General features: G+C 59.4%; 15 protein-coding genes. 5 read left to right on the top strand and 10 right to left on the bottom strand.

From position 1 onward, the window contains the following. Positions 1-9: 9 nt before the first annotated feature. On the bottom strand, positions 10-2,157 hold the full coding sequence (gene fadB, locus JQ845_RS06400; RefSeq protein WP_127195845.1) for a fatty acid oxidation complex subunit alpha FadB: 2,148 nt from the start codon (positions 2,155-2,157) through the stop codon (positions 10-12). Positions 2,158-2,498: 341 nt separating this feature from the next. Next, positions 2,499-2,936, bottom strand: coding sequence for a hypothetical protein (locus JQ845_RS06395; protein ID WP_003446613.1), 438 nt, complete (start codon positions 2,934-2,936; stop codon positions 2,499-2,501). A gap of 106 nt (positions 2,937-3,042) precedes the next feature. Between JQ845_RS06395 and JQ845_RS06390 the strand changes: the two genes are divergently transcribed. Continuing rightward, positions 3,043-3,495, top strand: coding sequence for a universal stress protein (locus tag JQ845_RS06390; protein ID WP_003446612.1), 453 nt, complete (start codon positions 3,043-3,045; stop codon positions 3,493-3,495). Positions 3,496-3,569: 74 nt separating this feature from the next. Here JQ845_RS06390 and JQ845_RS06385 read toward each other — a convergent pair whose 3' ends face one another. Further along, positions 3,570-5,486, bottom strand: a complete 1,917-nt coding sequence (locus JQ845_RS06385) for an ATP-binding cassette domain-containing protein (protein WP_003446611.1) — start codon at positions 5,484-5,486, stop codon at positions 3,570-3,572. A 214-nt stretch (positions 5,487-5,700) separates the two neighbouring features. Here JQ845_RS06385 and JQ845_RS06380 point away from each other — a divergent pair, with 214 nt between their 5' ends. Next, positions 5,701-7,629, top strand: coding sequence for a transglycosylase SLT domain-containing protein (locus JQ845_RS06380; RefSeq protein WP_003446610.1), 1,929 nt, complete (start codon positions 5,701-5,703; stop codon positions 7,627-7,629). Positions 7,630-7,711: 82 nt separating this feature from the next. Here the strand turns inward: JQ845_RS06380 and JQ845_RS06375 are convergent, their stop codons facing one another. The 3 genes from JQ845_RS06375 to yegS all read right to left on the bottom strand — a co-directional run bounded on the left by JQ845_RS06375 (position 7,712) and on the right by yegS (position 10,530). After that, positions 7,712-8,518, bottom strand: a complete 807-nt coding sequence (locus tag JQ845_RS06375; RefSeq protein WP_003446609.1) for an MOSC domain-containing protein — start codon at positions 8,516-8,518, stop codon at positions 7,712-7,714. A 64-nt stretch (positions 8,519-8,582) separates the two neighbouring features. After that, positions 8,583-9,518, bottom strand: a complete 936-nt coding sequence (locus JQ845_RS06370) for a chemotaxis protein CheV (RefSeq protein WP_161720058.1) — start codon at positions 9,516-9,518, stop codon at positions 8,583-8,585. Positions 9,519-9,600: 82 nt separating this feature from the next. Further along, positions 9,601-10,530 (bottom strand): lipid kinase YegS, encoded by a 930-nt coding sequence (gene yegS / locus JQ845_RS06365; protein ID WP_161720056.1) that lies wholly within the window; start codon positions 10,528-10,530, stop codon positions 9,601-9,603. 180 nt (positions 10,531-10,710) lie between these two features. Between yegS and JQ845_RS06360 the strand changes: the two genes are divergently transcribed. Further along, the gene (locus tag JQ845_RS06360; RefSeq protein WP_203008775.1) at positions 10,711-12,159 is read left to right on the top strand and encodes a mannose-1-phosphate guanylyltransferase/mannose-6-phosphate isomerase; all 1,449 of its coding nucleotides are present in this window, start codon (positions 10,711-10,713) and stop codon (positions 12,157-12,159) included. Positions 12,160-12,250: 91 nt separating this feature from the next. Here the strand turns inward: JQ845_RS06360 and JQ845_RS06355 are convergent, their stop codons facing one another. Together JQ845_RS06355 and moaB are read right to left on the bottom strand one after the other, a co-directional pair. Then, entirely contained in the window at positions 12,251-13,477 is a 1,227-nt protein-coding gene (locus JQ845_RS06355; RefSeq protein ID WP_203008774.1) for a molybdopterin molybdotransferase MoeA, read from the bottom strand. Beyond that, the gene (moaB, locus tag JQ845_RS06350) at positions 13,461-14,000 is read right to left on the bottom strand and encodes a molybdenum cofactor biosynthesis protein B (RefSeq protein WP_003446604.1); all 540 of its coding nucleotides are present in this window, start codon (positions 13,998-14,000) and stop codon (positions 13,461-13,463) included. Before moaB ends, JQ845_RS06355 begins: the two co-directional genes overlap by 17 nt. A gap of 79 nt (positions 14,001-14,079) precedes the next feature. Here moaB and mobA point away from each other — a divergent pair, with 79 nt between their 5' ends. Continuing rightward, positions 14,080-14,649: a molybdenum cofactor guanylyltransferase MobA gene (mobA, locus tag JQ845_RS06345; protein WP_003446603.1), complete on the top strand. Its 570-nt coding sequence runs from the start codon at positions 14,080-14,082 to the stop codon at positions 14,647-14,649. A 106-nt stretch (positions 14,650-14,755) separates the two neighbouring features. Next, positions 14,756-14,977 (top strand): YgdI/YgdR family lipoprotein, encoded by a 222-nt coding sequence (locus JQ845_RS06340; protein ID WP_003446602.1) that lies wholly within the window; start codon positions 14,756-14,758, stop codon positions 14,975-14,977. Between the two features lie 68 nt (positions 14,978-15,045). Here JQ845_RS06340 and JQ845_RS06335 read toward each other — a convergent pair whose 3' ends face one another. Continuing rightward, complete coding sequence (locus tag JQ845_RS06335) at positions 15,046-15,936, bottom strand: pseudouridine synthase (protein ID WP_127195840.1); 891 nt, start codon at positions 15,934-15,936, stop codon at positions 15,046-15,048. Positions 15,937-15,993: 57 nt separating this feature from the next. Further along, positions 15,994-16,230 (bottom strand): glutaredoxin family protein, encoded by a 237-nt coding sequence (locus JQ845_RS06330; protein WP_003446600.1) that lies wholly within the window; start codon positions 16,228-16,230, stop codon positions 15,994-15,996. Positions 16,231-16,434: the final 204 nt, after the last annotated feature.

Raw genomic sequence — 16,434 nt, 5'->3', positions numbered from 1 at the left:
ATGGGGCGCTTAACCGAAGAAGCTCTGACCGTTCTTGGCCATCTCGCGCAGCTTCGCAGTCGGGTGGTACAGCGCGCCCAGTTCAGCGTACTGATCAGCCAGGGCCACGAACTGTGCAACACCGATCGAGTCGATGTAGCGCAATGCGCCGCCACGGAACAGCGGGAAGCCAATGCCGTAAACCAGACCCATATCGGCCTCGGCCGCAGTTTCAACGATGCCGTCTTCCAGGCAGCGTACGGTTTCCAGACACAGCGGGATCATCATCCAGTTGATGATGTCTTCGTCAGTCACGTCGCGCTGCTCGTAGACAATCGGCTTGAGCACTTCAAGTACGCTGGAATCAACGACTTTCTTCTGCTTGCCGCGCTTGTCTTCTTCGTAGGCGTAGAAGCCCTTGCCGTTCTTCTGGCCCAGGCGCTTGGCTTCGTACAGAGCGTCAATCGCCGAGCGGCGATCGTCTTTCATGCGATCAGGGAAGCCTTCAGCCATCACGTCACGACCGTGGTGACCGGTGTCGATGCCGACCACGTCCATCAGGTACGCCGGGCCCATCGGCCAGCCGAATTTTTCCATCACTTTGTCGATGCGCACAAAGTCGACACCGGCGCTGACCAGCCTGGCGAAACCGCCGAAGTACGGGAACAGCACGCGGTTGACCAGGAAGCCCGGGCAGTCGTTGACCACGATCGGGTTTTTACCCATTTTCTTGGCGTAGGCAACGGTGGTTGCTACAGCCAGGTCGCTGGATTTCTCGCCACGAATCACTTCAACCAGCGGCATCATGTGCACCGGGTTGAAGAAGTGCATGCCGACAAAATTCTCCGGACGCTTGAGGGCCTTGGCCAGCAAACTGATGGAGATAGTCGAAGTGTTGGACGCCAGAATCGCGTCTTCGCGGACGTGGTTTTCCACTTCAGCCAGTACGGCCTGCTTGACCTTCGGGTTCTCGACTACAGCTTCGACCACCAGGTCGACGTTGCCGAAATCACCGTAAGACAGGGTCGGACGAATACCGTTGAGCACTTCGGCCATTTTCGCCGGGGTCATGCGACCTTTATCAACGCGACCTACCAGCAGCTTGGCGGCTTCTGCCAGACCTTGCTCGATGCCGTGTTCGTTGATGTCTTTCATCAGGATCGGCGTGCCTTTGGAAGCCGACTGATAGGCAATACCGCCGCCCATGATGCCAGCGCCGAGTACGGCTGCCTGCTTCACGTCTTTGGCGATCTTGTCGTAGGCCTTGGCCTTTTTCTTCAATTCCTGGTCGTTGAGGAACAACCCGATCAGGCATTGCGAAGCCGATGTTTTTGCAAGTTTGGCGAAACCTGCGGCTTCAACTTCCAGCGCCTTGTCACGACCGAAGTTCGCGGCTTTCTGGATAGTCTTGATCGCTTCAACCGGGGCCGGGTAGTTTGGTCCGGCCTGGCCGGCGACGAAACCTTTGGCGGTTTCGAAAGCCATCATTTGTTCAATTGCGTTCAGCTTGAGCTTTTCAAGCTTTGGCTGGCGCTTGGCCTTGTAGTCCAGCTCGCCACTGATGGCGCGCTTGATCACGTCCAGCGCAGCTGCACCCAGTTTGTCCAGGGTGACAACAGCATCAACGGCGCCGACTTTCAGGGCGTCTTCAGCGCGGTTTTCTTTACCCGAGGCAATCCATTCAACAGCGTTATCAACGCCGATCAGACGCGGCAAACGTACGGTGCCGCCGAAGCCCGGGTAGATGCCCAGTTTTACTTCAGGCAGGCCAATCTTGGCGCTGTCGGCCATGACGCGGAAGTCCGCTGCCAGGCACATTTCCAGACCGCCACCCAACGCGATGCCATTGATGGCCGCAACGGTAGGTACATTGAGGTCTTCGAAAGCACTGAAGATTTTGTTGGCTTCGAGGTTACCCGCGATCAGCTCAGCATCCGGCAACTTGAAATTTTCGACGAATTCGGTGATGTCTGCGCCGACGATAAACACGTCTTTGCCGCTGGAAACGATAACACCCTTGACCGAAGCATCTGCCTTGATCGCATCCACTGCCTGACGCAATTCGTTCAGGGTTAGACGGTTGAACTTGTTGACGGACTCACCCTTGAGATCGAACTTGAGTTCGACGATGCCACTTTCAAGAGCCGTAACCGTGATGGCTTTACCTTCGTAAATCATCAACTGATCTCCACGATATGGAAGCTGAACAGTACACGTCGGACGCTAGCGTCTGGCTGTCACTGACCTTTGCGTCAATGTTGATGCCAGGCCGCCAGGCACACCCGCCAACGCGATAGTCGGGGTTCTGTGAGCGCCGTCGAGGAAGACAAACGCTCAATTCATACGCCCGTTTGATTTGGGTGTCGACACCTTCAGGGAAAAGCCCGCGATTGTCAATTGTCCAAAACAACGATGACAAAACCACCCTGCAGCAGCGGGCTTGCCCCGCCATTGCATCACCGCGGTGTTTCAAGCAAAACGCAGTGCCTGCATCGCGAGGCAAGCTCGCTCCACAAGCGCTACGCCAGCGCCCGGAGCACTTGATCAATGGCCTTCAAGACCGCAGGATCGCCCCGTTCGCCCCATACCAGCACGATCATTTGCGCATCGGCCTCAACTTTGTAGACGTTGGCCGGCAACTTTTCAAACTGCGCCAGCAAGCGCTCATCCACACATTCTTCCTGCCAGCGATTGAGCCATTTCCCCGGAGCCGATTGCCAATAGCACCATACATCAGGCTTAGTACTGCGGCGCGGGCGATGGTATTGCGCACAGGAACTCGGCGGCTCCGGCTCAAGCCAGTGCGGCCACTCCTGGGGCGCCAGTTGCATGGCCAGCCCCATGCGCCGCGCCTCCATGCGCAGATCCATCCGGCCACTCTGATTACGTGAAGGCCGCAACCATGCCAGGGGGCTAAGAACCAGCGCCAGGATTGACACCACTATCCATACCGTCATATCTGTACTCTCATTACCTGACTAAACGAGTTGACCCTGACTTGAACCAAGGCTCTACAAAAAGGGCCATACTCATAACAATTCACCATTTACAGGAGCGCCGCACATGTCCACGCCAAAGCCCTACACCCACATTCTAGTCGCCGTCGATCTGACCGAAGAATGCGATCCGGTGATCTATCGCGCCAGCGCCAGCGCCGAGGCCAACGGTGCCAAACTGTCGCTGATCCACATCGTCGAGCCTATGGCCATGGCCTTTGGCGGCGATGTTCCGATGGACCTGTCGCAACTGCAACAACAACAGTTTGATCAGGCCAAGGAACGCCTTGAACGCCTGATCGATATCTACCCGCAACTGTCCAAAGACAACTGCAAACTCGCCTATGGCCAGCCGCGCCAGGAAATCCATGGCTTCGCGAAAGCCGAAAACTGCGACCTGATCGTGGTCGGCAGCCATGGCCGTCACGGCCTGGCACTGCTGCTGGGTTCCACTGCCAACGATGTGCTGCATGGTGCTCCGTGCGATGTGCTGGCGGTCAGCCTGAAAAAACCTGATTAAGCCTCCCGCAACAGTAAAAAAGCCCGGCCCCCTTGTTCAAAGGGCCGGGCTTTTTCAGTTCAGCAGGTGCTCAATCAGGCATCCAGCTCGGCCCAACGCTCAACCAGCTGCTCAAGCTCGGCTTGCAACTTCTCAAGCCGGGCGATGACTTCAGCCGTTTTGGCGGCTGGCAGCTGATAGAAGCCCGCATCAGCCATTTCGGCTTCAACGGCGGCAATTGCCTGCTCTTTCGCATCGATATCGCCTGGCAAGGCTTCCAGCTCGCGCTGCAGCTTGTAGCTCAGCTTCTTTTTCGCTGCCGGTGCAGGTGCAGCGGCGGCCGGAGCCGGTGCTGCAGTGACCACTGCCGAAGTCAGGTCGGCCTTACCGGATTTGCTCTCGGTAACACCCAACAGGCGCGGCGAGCCGCCCTGACGCAACCAGTCCTGATAACCACCGACGTATTCACGGACCTTGCCTTCGCCCTGGAATACCAGGGTGCTGGTCACCACGTTGTCGAGGAATGCCCGGTCGTGACTGACCATCAGCACGGTGCCCTTGAAGGTCAGCAAGACCTCTTCCAGCAGCTCCAGGGTCTCAACATCCAGGTCGTTGGTCGGCTCATCGAGCACCAGCAGGTTGGCTGGCTTGCTGAACAGCTTGGCCAGCAACAGACGGGCACGTTCACCACCTGACAGCGCCTTGACCGGCGTGCGGGCACGCTGAGGGCTGAACAGGAAGTCACCCAAGTAGCTGAGCACGTGGCGGCTCTGACCGTCGATATCGATAAAGTCGCGGCCTTCGGCCACGTTATCGATCACGGTTTTTTCCAGATCCAGCTGATGGCGCAACTGGTCGAAGTAAGCCACGTCGATGCGCGTACCCTCTTCAACCGTGCCTTCGGTAGGCACCAGGCCGCCCAGCATCAACTTCAGCAGGGTAGTTTTACCGGTACCGTTAGCGCCCAGCAGACCGATACGGTCGCCACGCTGCAGCACCATGGAGAAGTCCTTGAGCAGGAACGGACCACCCGGGTGAGCAAAGCTGACGTTTTCCAGCACCATCACTTGCTTGCCGGACTTGTCGGCAGTATCAAGCTGGATATTGGCCTTGCCGGTGCGTTCGCGACGCTCACTGCGCTCAACGCGCAGCTCTTTGAGGGCGCGAACACGGCCTTCGTTACGGGTGCGGCGCGCCTTGATGCCCTGGCGGATCCACACTTCTTCCTGGGCCAGACGCTTGTCGAACAGGGCGTTAGCCGTTTCTTCAGCTGCCAGGGTGGCTTCTTTGTGCACCAGGAAGCTGGCGTAGTCGCCGTTCCAGTCGATCAGGCCGCCACGGTCCAGTTCCAGAATCCGGGTGGCCAGATTCTGCAGGAAGGAACGGTCGTGGGTAATAAACAGAACCGCGCCCTGGAAGCCCATCAAGGCCTCTTCGAGCCAGGCAATAGCACCGATGTCCAGGTGGTTGGTCGGTTCGTCGAGCAGCAGCAGATCCGGTTCGGAAACCAGAGCCTGTGCCAGCAGGACGCGACGACGCCAGCCGCCGGACAATTCGGCGAGGGTTTTGTCAGCCGGCAACTGCAGACGGCTCAGGGTGCTGTCTACCAATTGCTGCAAGCGCCAGCCGTCGCGGGCTTCGAGGTCTTGCTGGACGTGCATCAGCTTGTCCAGATCAGCATCGGTAACGATGTTCTGGCTCAGGTGGTGGTACTGCGCGAGCAGTTCACCAACACCGTCCAGACCTTCGGCAACCACGTCGAACACGGTCCGTTCGTCGGCCGCAGGCAACTCTTGCGGCAATTCGCCAATCTTGAGGCCGGGCGCGCGCCAAACAGAGCCGTCATCGGGTTTTTGATCACCTTTTACCAGCTTCATCATGCTGGACTTTCCGGTGCCGTTGCGGCCGATGATGCACACCCGCTCTCCACGGGCGATCTGCCAGGACACCTTGTCCAACAACGGCATAGAGCCGAAAGCAAGGGACACATCGCTGAATTTGAGCAGGGTCATGAGCTTCTCCAAAAACTGGGCGCGCATTCTACCTGATTTGAGCCCCCAGGCGGCCGGGTATTTCTTGTACGGCCCCGTCTACCCTTCATTTAGTGCCAAGTAGCACCGGTTGGCCGGCAAGGCTTTCACGGGGCGCTGGCAAAAGGCTAAGCTACGGCACAATCAGCGCGGGTCGCCCTGCGCTTGTCGCGTTTTTCATTTGTACGGAAGCCACATGCGCAGTCGTCTTTTCAACTTTTTATCCTGCCTGCTTCTCACTACCTGCGCCGTGCAAACCGCCCACGCTGCAGACCTCACTCAACAACGTCAGCTCTACGATGATGCCAAGCGCGCCCTGGCCAAGGGTGATTCCGGCCCTTACTTTCAAAATGCCGCCGCGCTGCGCAGTTATCCCCTGACCCCGTATCTGGCCTACGACGAGCTGACCGCACGTCTGAAGTCGGCCAGCAACCCTGAAATCGAGCAGTTCCTGGCCCAACACGGCGACCTGCCCCAGGCCAACTGGATGAAGTTGCGCTGGCTGCGCTGGCTGGCAGAGCGCGGCGACTGGGCGACTTTTGAAAAGTATTACGACCCCAAGCTCAATTTCACCGAACTCGATTGCCTCAACGGCCAGTATCAGCTCAAGCACAACCTCAAGGCCGAAGGCTATGCCAACGCCGAAAAACTGTGGATGGTCGGCAAGGCACAGCCTGCCGCCTGCGACGCGCTGTTCAGCCAGTGGGCCGCCGAAGGCCAGTTGACCGAGCAAAAACGCTGGAAGCGGGTCAAGCTGGCAGCTGAAGCGCGCAACTACGGGCTTGCCACCTCCCTGGCCAACGGCCTCAACACGCTGGGCCCACAAGCCAGGCTGATGATTGATGTGGCCCAGAAGCCCGACATGCTCAGCCAGCCGTCGCGCTTCGCCCCCGCCAGCGAAGCCATGTCTGATGCCGTTGGCCTTGGCCTGCGCCGTCTGGCACGCCAGGACCCGGAAAAAGCCGCATCCCTGCTCGACAGCTACGCCAGCAGCATGCATTTCTCGCGGGACGAAAAAGTCGCCATAGCCCGGGAAATCGGCCTGACGTTCGCCCGTCGCTACGACAGTCGCGGCCTGGACATCATGACCAAGTACGACCCGGAACTGCGGGACAACACGGTCACCGAATGGCGTCTGCGCCTGCTGTTACGCCTGGCACGCTGGCAAGACGCCTACCAGTTGACCACCAAACTGCCCCAGGACCTGGCAACCACCAGCCGCTGGCGTTACTGGCAAGCCCGCAGCCTTGAACTGGCCGAGCCTAAAAACCCGCAAGCGCTGGCGCTGTTCAAAAAAGTCGCCGGTGAGCGGGATTTTTACGGCTTTCTGGCCGCCGACCGGGCCCAGACCCCGTATCAGCTCAATAACAAGCCGCTGATGCTCAGCCCGCAGCTGATCAATAAAGTACGCAACACGCCCGGCGTGCAGCGCGCACTGGAATTTCACGAGCGCGGACAAATCGTCGATGGCCGACGCGAGTGGTATTACGTCAGCCGCTTGTTCAGCCGCGATGAAATGGTCGCCCAGGCCAAACTGGCCTACGACCTGAAGTGGTACTTCCCCGCCATTCGTACCATGGCGCAAGCGCAGTATTGGGATGACCTGGATGTTCGCTTCCCGATGGCACACCGCGACACGCTGGTACGAGAAGCCAAAGTTCGTGGGCTGCATTCGAGCTGGGTATTTGCCATTACCCGTCAGGAAAGTGCCTTTATGGATGACGCCCGTTCGGGTGTGGGCGCCAGCGGCCTGATGCAGTTGATGCCGGCCACCGCCAAAGAAACCGCACGCAAATTCAGCATTCCGCTGGCCTCGCCACAGCAAGTACTCAACCCGGACAAGAACATCCAGCTGGGTGCTGCCTACCTGAGTCAGGTCCATGGCCAGTTCAACGGCAACCGGGTGCTGGCTTCCGCGGCCTACAACGCCGGCCCCGGCCGCGTTCGCCAATGGCTCAAGGGTGCAAACCACCTGGGCTTTGATGTCTGGATCGAAAGCATCCCGTTCGACGAAACACGCCAGTATGTGCAGAACGTACTGTCTTATTCGGTGATCTACGGCCAAAAGCTCAACGTACCGCAGCCGCTGGTGGACTGGCACGAACGTTATTTTGACGACCAGTAAACACACCGATTTGCTGTAGGTGCGAGCTTGCTCGCGAGCTTTTAACAGCTCGCGAGCAAGCTCGCTCCTACAGGGTAAGGGTTTACTCCAGAATGGTTACCGGCATGCCGACTTCGAGCACACCGTTACCGTCATTCACCAGGTTCTGACCGAACATAGTCCCTTCTGCCTGCTTGCGATAAGTCATCAAGGTGGCCAGCGGCTCGCGCTGTTCATCACGCACACCGGTGTGCGGATCAACCGTCGTGAGGATGCAACGCGAGCAGGACTTGACCACACGAAACTCGGTATCACCAATGCGGATGCGCTTCCAGCCGTCTTCGGCAAAGGCTTCGCTGCCCTCAATCACCAGGTTTGGCCGAAAACGCAGCATGTCCAGTTCGCGACCGACCCTGGCGCCAAGATCATCCAGCGACGCCTGACCTATCAGCAACAGCGGGTAGCCATCGGCAAACGCCACTTTGTCATCATCACGGCCATAGCCCGCTTCAGTGGTGCGCGCACGCTCCAGCGGAACATGCACCAGCCGTACCGGCTTCTCGACAAAGCGGCTTAGCCAGTCAGCGGCAGCGTCGCCCGCATCCGGCACCCGCAAAGTGTCACGCCAGATGGTGACCCCCCGCAGATTCGACTCGGCATCCGGCACCTTCACGTCCAGCGGGTCAAAACCCCGGGCACTCAGGGTCAAACCGCCGGCGGCGTTCCACAGTGCCGACAGCTGGCTCATTACAGGGTCGGCACGCTGGGTCAGGAACCTGCCGCTCGCTTCATCGACCAGCATCCAGCGTCGATCACCAACCAGGCCCAGCCGGTCCAGACGGGCCTGGGGCAGGCTTTCGCCCTTGGCGGATTTCAGCGGAAAACGATAAAGCGCGCTTAGACGCAACATTGGCCTGCCTCGAGAGAGTTAAAAAGCCAAAGTATACGAGCAAAAATCAGTTTTTCCCCCGAAGTTACGCCGGCACTTGCTCCAGCATCAAGCGTTGACGCACCACATCCACCAGCTTGTCCGGCTGGAACTTGGAGAGAAAGTTGTCGCAGCCGACCTTCTTCACCATCGACTCGTTGAAGCTCCCCGACAACGAGGTGTGCAACACCACGTACAGGCTGCGCAAACGCGGGTCGTTACGAATTTCGGTGGTCAGGCGATAACCGTCCATTTCCGGCATTTCGGCATCGGTAAAAATCATCAGCAACTTGTCCGTCATGACCTGGCCTGTGTCCGCCCATGCCTTGAGCATATTCAAGGCCTTGAGGCCATCGCTGGCAACATGCATTTTGAGCCCCAACTGCGACAGCGTTTCACGCAATTGCGCCACCGCCACACTGGAGTCATCCACCAGCAGCACTTCACGGCCACGGGCCTGTTCCAGCAGCGGATCTGCCAGTTTTTCGCGCGAGACCCGAGCGTTGTACGGGACGATCTCGGCCAGCACTTTTTCCACGTCGATAATCTCCACCAGCTGTTCATCGACTTTGCTGATCGCGGTCAGGTAATGCTGGCGCCCGGCACTGCCCGGCGGCGGCAGAATGGCCTCCCAGTTCATATTGACGATACGGTCCACGCTGCCCACCAGGAACGCCTGAACTGAACGGTTGTACTCGGTGACGATAATCGTGCTGTCGGGGCCCGGCACCACCGGGCGCATACCGATTGCCCGGGACAGATCGATCACCGGCAGGGTTTTGCCGCGCAGGTTGACCACACCGCATACATGAGGGTGACGGTGCGGCATGAGGGTCAATTTGGGCAGTTGGAGGACTTCTTGTACCTTGAACACGTTGATCGCGAACAGTTGCCGGCCCGCCAGGCGAAACATGAGAAGTTCCAGCCGGTTTTCACCCACTAACTGAGTCCGCTGGTCTACCGTGTCGAGAATGCCGGCCATGAATAACTCCTGGGCGTAAGGGCTTGATGCCCGGGGTTATCGGCCGGCCTGGCTGATTCTTTATGACTGGCAGTTGCTGCTGTCATCCCTCCTGCAGTTGCGCGGGATCAATTGGGGTCGACGTGCTGAGCAGTGGAGAGTTTTCTGGCAAATGCACCTTCAACGCGCCCTTGCGTACTTCAAAGCGCATGGCATCACCCTCCAGCGGCTCGCCATCCAGATTCATTGAAAGCCCCTCGGCCGCCTTGATTTCAACCCAGGGCACACGCGCCCGGACAAACAGGTTATCCAGGCTCCAGCCGCCGGCCATCAACTCTTTCAGGGTGCTGACCACTTCCTGGGGTGCAGGCAGAATGCTGATATCCAGCAAACCGTCATCGACCAGGGCCTGTGGGCACAGCTCCTGCCCGCCACCGGCCTGGCGCCCGTTGCCGATCCCCAGCGCCAGCAAATTACCCTGCCAGTGAAAGTCCGGCCCTTGCAGCTCGGCATACGCGGCGTGCAGTTCGGTGAAACGCGTCAGCCCGGTAAACAGATAGGCCGCCCCGCCCAGCACCTTTTTCAGGTCTTCCGAGGTATTGGCCGTAACCTGGCTGCCAAAGCCGCCCGTGGCCATGTTCAAGAATATCTGGCCACCCACCTCCCCCAGATCGATGGCTCGGGCGGGGACGTCCAGCAAGGCCAGGGCTTCATCGGGTTGCAGCGGGATACCGGCAGCCCGGGCAAAGTCATTGGCAGTGCCCAACGGCAACAGCACCAGACCGGCCTCGGTATCGGCCAATGCCAGGGCCTCGCAAATATCGCGCAAGGTGCCATCGCCACCGCCCGCGATGATCTGGTCATAGCCCGCCTCCAGAGCCTCGTGCACAAGCCGCTGGGCATCCCCGGCCTCCCATGTCAGGCGTACTGTCAGCTCCCAGCCCATGGCGCGCCGTTGCTCCACCGCAGCCCGCACGTCTTCGTTGAGCGCTTGCTTACCGTGCAAAATCAAAAATGCCTTACCTGCACTCATCTCTATCTCCCTCGACAAAAGCGGTCTGAATTTTTGGACAGCAGCCGAACCGAAAAGACCCATGCTGCCACGACTTATTTGCCCGATACCGCACTATTGTCGTCAACCAGTCGATCAATCGCGCAGAACCGGTCAAACTCCACCGCCCAAAGCAGCCCATTGACGCCAGAGGCCTTCTGAATGAGCACACTCATTCCCTGCATCATCGCCGGAGGCGCTGGCACCCGGCTTTGGCCAGTGTCCCGTGAGTCCATGCCCAAACCCTTTATGCGCCTGCCCGACGGCGAGAGCCTGCTGCAAAAGACCTTCCATCGGGCAACTGGCCTGGCAGACGTCAACCGCTTGCTGACGGTGACCAGTCGCGAGGTGTTTTTCCGCACCCTTGATGACTATCGCCCACTGAACGATGGCGCCGTGGCTCTGGATTTCATTCTTGAGCCCGTGGGACGCAATACCGCCCCGGCCATTGCTGCTGCCGCATTACACGTAGCTCGACGCTACGGCGAGGACGCGCAACTGCTGGTGTTGCCGGCCGACCACCTGATCACCGATCTGGCCGCCTTTGCCGACGCCGTCGACAGCGCACGGCGATTGGCCGACCAGGGCTGGCTGGTGACTTTCGGCATCCGCCCGAGCAAGGCAGAAACCGGCTTTGGCTATATAGAAAAAGGCCCGGCGCTGAACGGTGACGGGTTCCAGGTGGCGCAATTTGTTGAGAAGCCCGATGCCATCACGGCCCGGCAATTTCTGGACGGCGGCCAGCACCTGTGGAATAGCGGCATGTTCTGCATGCGGGTCGACAGCCTGCTGCGTGAACTCCAGGAGTACGCGCCACAGGTGCTGACGGCAGTGAGCCACTGCCTTGAACACAGTCAGGCGTTTGAGGGGCAACAGGATCTGCACCTTGAGCTGGACAGTCGCACCTTCGCCCTGGCACCCGATATTTCCATCGACTACGCGCTGATGGAACGTTCAACAAAAGTGGCGGTAGTTCCCTGTCAATTGGGCTGGAGCGATATCGGCTCATGGCAGGCGGTGCGTGAGCTGAGCCCGGCGGATGCCAACGGCAACCAGTGCAATGGTGAAAGCGTTCTGCACGATGTGCACAACTGCTATATCAACTCGCCCACACGTCTGGTCGGCGGGGTCGGGCTCAACGACCTGATCATCATTGATACCCCTGACGCCTTGCTGGTCGCTGATGCCAAGCGTAGCCAGGATGTTAAATACATCGCCCAGGCGCTCAAGCTTCAGGACCACGATGCCTATCGCCTGCACCGCACCGTCACCCGCCCCTGGGGCACCTATACGGTGCTCGAAGAAGGACCGGGGCTGAAAATCAAACGTATCGTGGTCAAACCGCAAGGTGCGCTGTCCCTGCAAATGCATCGGCTACGCAGCGAACACTGGATTGTGGTGAGCGGCATCGCCCAGGTCACCAATGGCGACCGCCAGTTTGAGCTCAACAGTAACGAATCGACCTTTATCAAACCTGGCAGAGCCCACCGCCTGGTCAACCCCGGGGCGGTTGATCTGGTGATGATTGAGGTGCAGAGCGGTGAGTACGTGGGGGAAGACGACATAGTGCGCCTGAGCGACATTTATGGCCGGGTGCCTGTGGCACGGTAAGCGTTTTGCAGGAGCAAGCTTCTGAAGAATACCGAGCTCACTACTCAATATGAGCTCGATAAAAAGCTCGCGCCTGCAGGTCTTCGGGGATTTAACCCAACACTTCGCTTAACGGGATGAAGCCTGCCAGGTCACCTTCAACCAGGGTTCGCCCTTCAAGCACTTCCACCAGCCCTTCGGCCCAGGCTGCACTGCGCAAAACACCCGAACTCTGGTTTTTGTAGATCACCGCCCGCCCCTGCTCCAGCCGGCCACGCAGGTACTCACGGCGATTACCCGCCTTGGGCCAGACGAACCCGGCCGGCACCTGGAACTTTAACGGCTCGACGGCCTGTACGCCTTGGCGGCGCAGGATGTAAGGCCGCGCCAGCAGTGCAAAGGTCACCAGGGTCGATGCCGGATTGCCCGGCAGGCCAATCACCGGTACACCCCGAAAATGCCCGCAGGTCAGAGGCTTCCCCGGCTTGATTGCCAGCTTCCACAACGCCAGTTCACCTTCTTCGCGCAGCGCAATACCCAGGAAGTCAGCCTCGCCGACGGATACGCCTCCGGTGGACAGAATCAGGTCCACCGCCCCCAGCTCTTCCAGGCGCTGACGGGTTGCCGGCAAGTCGTCGGGCAAGATCCCGGCATCGACCACTTCACACCCCAGGCGCGTCAGCCAGCTGCACAGCAATACGCGATTGCTGTTGTAGATTTGCCCCGGGCCCAATGCCTGGCCCGGCTCGATCAGTTCATCGCCGGTGGACAACACCGCAACCCTGACCCGCCTGATCACATCCAGCGCGGCACACCCCAAAGACGCCGCCAGCCCCTGTTCGATCGGGCCCAAACGGGTGCCCGCGGCAAGCACGGTCTCCCCGACAGTGGTTTCCTGCCCCTGGGGGCGAATATTCTGACCCGCGTGCAAAGCTTCAGTGAACACTACCCGGCCATCAGCCTGGACCTGAGCGTTTTCCTGCATTTCGACGCAATCGGCACCTGCGGGCACGGGTGCACCGGTGAAGATCCGCGCACAGGTACCCGCCGCCAAAGGTTCGGGGGCCTGACCGGCAAAAATTCGCTGGCTGACCGGCAGCGGCATGCCGGACCAGTCGGCCAGGTTCAGCGCGTAACCGTCCATGGCACTGTTGGGCCATGGCGGCAGATCGAGGGTGGAGATCAGATCCCGGGCCAGCACCCGGCCTTCGCAGGCCGCTAGCGCGAGCGATTCAGTGTCGCGAATTGGAGCTGCTTCGGCCAACGCCAGCAATCGCGCCAGGGCGATTTCGACGGGCATCAGCTCGCCGGTGCGACCCGGCTTATCCACGGGTTTCACAGGCCGGCGCCTGCTTTAAATGGGCCACGAAGTTACATGGGCGGTGACGCGAGTCCAGTTGCTCGGCCAGAATCCCGTCCCAACCGGTGCGCACTGCGTTGGTCGAGCCCGGCAGGCAGCACACCAGCGTGCCATTGGCCAGGCCGGCCAAGGCCCGGGACTGCACGGTCGAGGTGCCGATATCGGCCACCGAGATCTGCCGGAACAACTCGCCGAAACCATCGACTTGCTTGTCCAGCAAACAGCTCACCGCTTCTGGCGTGCTGTCACGGGCAGTAAAACCGGTGCCCCCGGTAATCAGCACCACTTGCACGCTGTCATCGGCAATCCAGGTCGCGACCTGGGCACGGATTTTATACAGGTCATCCTTAAGCAGCACCCGGGCCGCCAGTTGATGCCCGGCCTCGCTCAGGCGGTCGACAAAGACCTGGCCCGAGGTGTCGGTTTCGAGAGTACGGGTATCACTGACAGTCAGAACAGCGATGTTCAAAGGCACGAAAGGCACATCAACCTTGGCTTTCATAGACGAGGTCCAGTTGTAGGAGAAACAGCCCGGTGTTATATCACAGCGCTTCTTTTGCCTGGTTGCGCGGAGTCCATCCATGAGCGAGTTTCAATGCTCCATTCTGTTGCTGGCGGGGGGCCGTGGCCAGCGTATGGGCGGGCAGGACAAAGGCCTGGTCATGTGGCAGGGCCTGCCGCTGATCGCCCACGCCCAGCGCGTGGCGCGGCCGCTGACCGATGACCTGATCATTTCCTGCAACCGCAACCGCGAACTGTATGCAGACTATGCAGACGTGCTGGTCAGTGACGGCAATGAGGATTTTGCCGGGCCATTGGCGGGTATCCGCGCCGGGCTGGCTGTTGCCCGGCACTCGCACCTGCTGGTGTTGCCCTGTGACGCCCCCAGGGTCGACAGTGACTTGCTCTGCGCCCTGCTCAACGCCGCCCGCCAATATCCGGAGCAACCCTGTATGGTGCACCACGGCGAACACTGGGAGCCGCTGTTCTGTGTGATCCCGACGGCACTGGCTGAGGCTTTCGAGCAGGCATGGCTCGCGGGAGAGCGCAGCCCGCGTAAAATCATGCTCCAGCTCAATGCCCGTGCCTGGCAATGCGCAGAGAATGACCCCCGGCTTAGCAATTTCAACACCCCTGACCTACTGGATTGACCGGGCATGCTGCACTTGTGCCCCTAGCCAGGGAACTTGCGGACGTTGTATACGTCTCAGGGACAGATAGATCTATAACAGCACTTTAATTTGTTGGAGAACCACAATGACTCATCGGACTCTCGCCGCCCTCATGCTCGCTGCTGGCATGGCCGCCCTTGCCGGCTGCGCCTCGCCAACAGTGATCACGCTCAACGACGGTCGTGAAATCCAGGCAATCGACACGCCAAAGTACGATGAAGATTCAGGCTTCTACCAGTTCAAACAATTGGACGGTAAAGAAACCCGCATCAACAAAGACCAGATTCGTACCGTTAAAGAGTTGTAAGCCTCGCATCAAAACAAAACCCGCCTGGTGCGGGTTTTGTTGTTTCTGGGGCTGCCTGCGGGGGATGTTTACCAGTCCAGATGAATCCGGCTTTCAAAGTAGCGCTCCTGCCCCGTCAACGGGTCAGCGAAACGCAGGCTGTGGGCCAGTAACTTCAACGGGTTGGCATAGTCATCAAGTGCATCCTTGAGCACGTCCGGATAGAACGGGTCATTGCATATCCCCGCCCCCAGCGCCGCCATATGCACCCGTAACTGATGCTTCTTGCCCGTCACCGGATACAGCGCATATCGCCACAAATCGGCGTTTTTCTCACACACCTCGACCCGGGTCTCGGTGTTGCTGGCACCCGGGCCTTCTTGCATGCGGAAAAACGGCTCGCCCGCCACCAACCGGCTTTTGTGCACCAGTGGCAACTCAAGGTCAGGCAGGGCTTTGGCAATCGCTTCGTAGCGTTTTTCGATCTTGCGCGTGGGAAATAACGATTGATAAGCAGACCGGCTTTCTGGATTGGCCGAGAACAGCACCAGGCCAGCCGTGTGCCGGTCGATGCGGTGCAGCGGGACCAGGTGCGGATTGCCCAGGGTACGAATCAAGCGTCGCAGCAAGGTTTGCTCAACGTATTCTCCCGCTGGCGTGACCGGCAGGAAATGCGGTTTGTCCGCCACCACCAAATGCTCGTCGGCATACAGGATGGTTTCCTGCACCGGGATCGGAGTCTCGTTGGGCACTTCGCGAAAGTAGTGAATGCGCAGACCTTCCTTGTAGCGCAACTGCGCACTGATCGGCGCACCGTCAGCATCCAGCACCCGGCCGCGGGCGATGCGATCAAGCCATTGCTCGCGGCTGATGGCGCGAAAGTGCTCGCACAAACAATCGAGCACGGTTAGCCAGCTACCGGCAGGCAGGTACAAAGTGCTGGCTTGGTGCTCGGCGGCGTTGAAAGGCTGGGTCGACATAGATAACTCGGACGGTAAATGCAGCCGGTGATTATCGCGCACTGCAACCGCCCAGGGCTATTGGAGAAAATTCACCACTTGGGCCGTATCAAATGGCCAACTCAACTCTTCGCCCGTATCGACCCGACGCAGTACCGGAATGCGCAAGCCATAGGCCTCAAACAGCGCTTCACTTTCTGCGATATCCACCAGCTCCACCAGCAATCCATGTTCGACCAAAGGCATCAGTTCAGCCTCGGCCAGTTCACACAAGTGGCAGCCAAGGGTGCCGAACAGTTGACATTCGGGAGGCATAAATAATGACCTTGTTTGAATAAGCGTCCAGTTTAAGAGCCTTGCCCCAAGACGTCGAGGCGCTTGCTAGCGCGCTGGGTTTGCGGGCCGCCCCCCTCCGGGCAGAAGAATACAATCGCTCTATACCGCTGCTTGCGACTACCCTACACCAGCACTGGCAAAGAACCTGGCCCCTTGCGGGGTTGGCAGCAAAGAATGATGTAC

The sequence above is a fragment of the Pseudomonas paraversuta genome (assembly GCF_904063065.1).
GTDB lineage: Bacteria > Pseudomonadota > Gammaproteobacteria > Pseudomonadales > Pseudomonadaceae > Aquipseudomonas > Aquipseudomonas paraversuta.
Note: the sequence above shows the minus strand (reverse complement) of the source record. Positions and strands in the feature narration are given on the sequence as shown.

Coding starts and splice junctions, on each gene's coding strand:
- mobA (WP_003446603.1), top strand. CDS start 14,080: ATGAGCGAGTTTCAATGCTCCATTCTGTTGCTGGCGGGGGGCCGTGGC.
- JQ845_RS06385 (WP_003446611.1), bottom strand. CDS start 5,486: ATGACCCTGCTCAAATTCAGCGATGTGTCCCTTGCTTTCGGCTCTATG.
- JQ845_RS06360 (WP_203008775.1), top strand. CDS start 10,711: ATGAGCACACTCATTCCCTGCATCATCGCCGGAGGCGCTGGCACCCGG.
- fadB (WP_127195845.1), bottom strand. CDS start 2,157: ATGATTTACGAAGGTAAAGCCATCACGGTTACGGCTCTTGAAAGTGGC.
- JQ845_RS06375 (WP_003446609.1), bottom strand. CDS start 8,518: ATGTTGCGTCTAAGCGCGCTTTATCGTTTTCCGCTGAAATCCGCCAAG.
- JQ845_RS06335 (WP_127195840.1), bottom strand. CDS start 15,936: ATGTCGACCCAGCCTTTCAACGCCGCCGAGCACCAAGCCAGCACTTTG.
- JQ845_RS06395 (WP_003446613.1), bottom strand. CDS start 2,936: ATGACGGTATGGATAGTGGTGTCAATCCTGGCGCTGGTTCTTAGCCCC.
- JQ845_RS06390 (WP_003446612.1), top strand. CDS start 3,043: ATGTCCACGCCAAAGCCCTACACCCACATTCTAGTCGCCGTCGATCTG.
- JQ845_RS06330 (WP_003446600.1), bottom strand. CDS start 16,230: ATGCCTCCCGAATGTCAACTGTTCGGCACCCTTGGCTGCCACTTGTGT.
- JQ845_RS06380 (WP_003446610.1), top strand. CDS start 5,701: ATGCGCAGTCGTCTTTTCAACTTTTTATCCTGCCTGCTTCTCACTACC.
- JQ845_RS06370 (WP_161720058.1), bottom strand. CDS start 9,518: ATGGCCGGCATTCTCGACACGGTAGACCAGCGGACTCAGTTAGTGGGT.
- yegS (WP_161720056.1), bottom strand. CDS start 10,530: ATGAGTGCAGGTAAGGCATTTTTGATTTTGCACGGTAAGCAAGCGCTC.
- moaB (WP_003446604.1), bottom strand. CDS start 14,000: ATGAAAGCCAAGGTTGATGTGCCTTTCGTGCCTTTGAACATCGCTGTT.
- JQ845_RS06340 (WP_003446602.1), top strand. CDS start 14,756: ATGACTCATCGGACTCTCGCCGCCCTCATGCTCGCTGCTGGCATGGCC.